A 3,216-nucleotide genomic window follows, 5' to 3' on the forward strand; every position below is an offset into this window, starting at 1 on the left:
ATCACCCCTGTGTTCTCCTGCTCAAAAATTGAGCAGGGGCAGTGGAACACCTGGGTCAGTTTTCAGTCAGCACAACGGGCTTTACTGGGTCAGTTTTCGGTCAGCGGCAACACCTTGACCCGTGCGACCTGCGCCTTGGTCAGGCCATCGCCGTGCTCGATGCGCAGGTTCCGCTCTGCCCAGTCCACCGCGTGGTGGGAGGTTTCCAGGGCATCTAGCACGCTTTCCAGAGTGTTGGCGCCAATGGCATGCAGCAGCAGCTGTTCGTCGGCGCCCAGGCTTTCCCGGAGCATGTGGGGGATTTCCGACGGCGAGAAGTTCTCCCGGCCGACGTTATCCGAGTCTGGAACGTAGGGGCGGCCGATCGCCGCCGCGCCTTCGATGGGCGTTCCGTCGAGGATCCACTTGGTGCCATGTACTTCAAGCCGGTCGCCAATATGGCGGGCGAGACCGCGTCCTTCGCTGAGGATCCGCCCCTCGGGGCCGGTGGGCGGAAAGCGGATGACGCGCAGCTTGATCGGCAGGTCGGCGGCCTTGGCCATCTCGACGTAGCGCTCGGGAGGCGTCCAGGACATGTTCTGCACGCTGGTGATACCCCAGCGCACGCATTCCGCGGCGAGGTTGTGCAGGCTGGCCACGCCTTCCTCGAGGGTCGCCATCGAGGCGAAGCAGCGTTGCGGCGACCATTGGGCATACTCGTTGATACGCCCCGAGAGCCGCCGGGAACCCGGAAGGCGTTCGAAGAACCCGCCTAGTGGATCGGGCTCTTCGTCGCGGATGCCCAGTCGCTCCATCGCCGCGCTGTTCACCACGTTGGTGTGGTTGGTCATCCCCAGGAAGATGATCGGATGCTTGGGGGCTATCGGGTCGAGAGACAGACGGTCGAGACGCTTGTCGTTGATCAGACGCTCGCCCATGGTCGCGTAGATCCAGGTGCCTACCGGCGTACTGGCGACCGCTTCCTCGATCCAGGGGCGGATGTCCTCGAACGAGGGATTGGCAACGGGATCGACCGGCAGGCGGACGCCGTAGGGATCAGGCGTATGGTGCATGTGCGCATCGTTGAAGCCAGGGATGACCGTGCGCCCACCCACATCGATGATATGGGTTTCGGCGGCTGCCAGTTCGGCCATGGCTTCGTTGCTGCCAGTTGCCCGGACCAGGCCATCCCTGATCGCCAGTGCTTGGCACCAGGGGTGGTCGGAATCGCCGGTGAAAATACGTCCATTGAGGATGAGCGTGTCGATGCCGTCGCCGTTTCGGGTCCGGTCTTTCCTGGACTCCGCCCGGCCCTTTCGCTCGTTGGAGTCATGTGCGGGTGCCGTGAGCAATGAACTTTCAATAAGTTCTGAAGTTGTGCCTTGCGCCTTCTCGAGAATATGTCGTTGATAGGATGCGGCACCACAAGTCCAGTGGAATGGTTGAACTAGGCGGACGGGAACTTTCCAGTCCACAGCTTGCTTTCTGAGCTTCGCGAACTCTTCCACCAACATCAGAAAGTGGGATCTATTCATTCGGCAACCACAGCCTTCGGGATGAATGACCTGTTCATTCCAAATGAAACTTTTCGACTTATTTTTCTTTGAATATGCCTCTGTTAGCATGGGGCAAGTCTCCTGGCTGTCTTGGCCTGGAAACTCTACAAGCGGTTAAGGCCATTCCTCTGACAAAAAACGGTCATATGCTGCCAACCAACACGCCTCGGCTGATCATCATCATGGCGTTCGATGGGGTCACCCTGTCGGATATATCCGGCATAAGTGACGCACTCGATATCGCCAGTACCTATCAGGTGTCGCCGCAACTGCAGGGCTACAGGATCGTCGTGGCCTCCATGGCGGGGGGGGTGGTCCGTACATCCTGCGGCATTTCCATCCTCACCGATGTCATAAACCGCTACGCCGCCGACGATATCGACACCCTGGTGGTGCCCGGCGGCGGCCCGCCCAACAATCCGCCCGTGCCTGCCGACGTCGTTCAGTGGTTGCGGGTCGAGGGCTCGAAGGCTCGTCGGGTGTGCGCGGTATGCACGGGCGCTTTTCTGGTTGCGGAGGCCGGACTGGCCGATCGGCATCGCCTGACCACTCACTGGAAAGCGACCTCTCTGTTGCAGGATCGCTATAACGAGGTGCTCGTCGAGCATGAGCCGATCTTCGTGCGTGACGACGCGCTTTGGAGCACCGCAGGCTTCAGTGCCGGGGTCGATATGGCGCTGGCGCTCCTTGAGGAAGACCGGGGCTACACCGCCGCGATGGAGATCGCGCGGCTGCTGGTGGTGTTCCTGAAGCGCCCGGCCGACCAGGCGCAACACTCCGCGCCGCTTTCCAGCCAGTGTGGGGTGAGCGCGGACTTTGGCAAGCTGCACGCCTGGATACTGGACAACCTTGCCGCCGACCTGAGCGTCGAAGCGCTCGCCGCCGAGGTCAACATGACGCCGCGCACCTTCGCCAGACGCTATGTCGAGCGCGTGGGCCGCACACCGGCGAAAACCGTCGAGCTGTTCCGGATCGAAGCGGTCAACCGTCGCCTCGGCGAAGCCCATCTCTCCCTCAAGCAGATCGCCAGGGAATGCGGCTTCAGCAACGAACAGCAGTTACGCCGCGCCTTCATCCGGCATTTCGGCTTCCCGCCAAGGGCGCATCCGGCCCTCGACGATCACTGATCCGATTCGCTGGAGCGGGCCAGTGGGTTGTCCTGGGAAGGCGTGATCTGCAGCCATCCCGTCTCCAGCGAGCGTAGCAGCTGGCCCAGTTCATCCACCTGGCCGGAGTCGGCGTCGAAAAGCGCCAGGCACTTCGTGCTGGACTCCGCCAGGCGGGTGATGGCGATGTCGACGAGGCGCATTCCCTCTTCGCTCAACTGGATCAACTGTCCGCGACGGTCCTTCGGGTCGGGAATCCGGTTGGCGACGCCGCGCTCCACCAGTTTGTCGGCGCGGTAGGTCGCGGCGCCCGAGGTCACCTTGAGCAGTCGGAAGACATCGGTGGGCCGCATGCAATAAGGCTCGCCGCTCCGGCGCAGGGCGAACAGCAGCATAAGGTCTTTGAGGTCCAGCTCGAGTTCGTCGGCGAGCTCTGCGATATAGCGATCGATGAGCATGGCGAGGCTGCGGATGCGCAGGGTGATCGCCAGGCCTGCATGGTCGAGGTCGGGGCGCTCACGGCGCCAGGCGGCGGCGATCGCCTCCGGGCTGGCCGTGGGGGGGAGGGTTTCGTT

The 3,216-nt window shown here is 62.5% G+C and carries 3 protein-coding genes; 1 reads left to right on the forward strand and 2 read right to left on the reverse strand.

Annotated elements, in window-relative coordinates:
* Nucleotides 1-89: 89 nt before the first annotated feature.
* Nucleotides 90-1,331, reverse strand: coding sequence for an amidohydrolase family protein (locus tag FFS60_RS28420; protein ID WP_171016603.1), 1,242 nt, complete (start codon nt 1,329-1,331; stop codon nt 90-92).
* A gap of 350 nt (nt 1,332-1,681) precedes the next feature.
* Between FFS60_RS28420 and FFS60_RS28425 the strand changes: the two genes are divergently transcribed.
* Nucleotides 1,682-2,662, forward strand: a complete 981-nt coding sequence (locus FFS60_RS28425; RefSeq protein ID WP_171016604.1) for a GlxA family transcriptional regulator — start codon at nt 1,682-1,684, stop codon at nt 2,660-2,662.
* On the opposite strand, the gene FFS60_RS28430 is transcribed toward FFS60_RS28425, so the two are convergent.
* A partial coding sequence (locus FFS60_RS28430; RefSeq protein WP_137823888.1) for a MarR family winged helix-turn-helix transcriptional regulator occupies nt 2,656-3,216 on the reverse strand: 561 nt, incomplete at its 5' end. The genes FFS60_RS28425 and FFS60_RS28430 overlap by 7 nt on opposite strands.

Source organism: Pseudomonas sp. D(2018) (genome assembly GCF_005502555.1).
In the GTDB taxonomy this organism is placed as follows: domain Bacteria; phylum Pseudomonadota; class Gammaproteobacteria; order Pseudomonadales; family Pseudomonadaceae; genus Metapseudomonas; species Metapseudomonas resinovorans.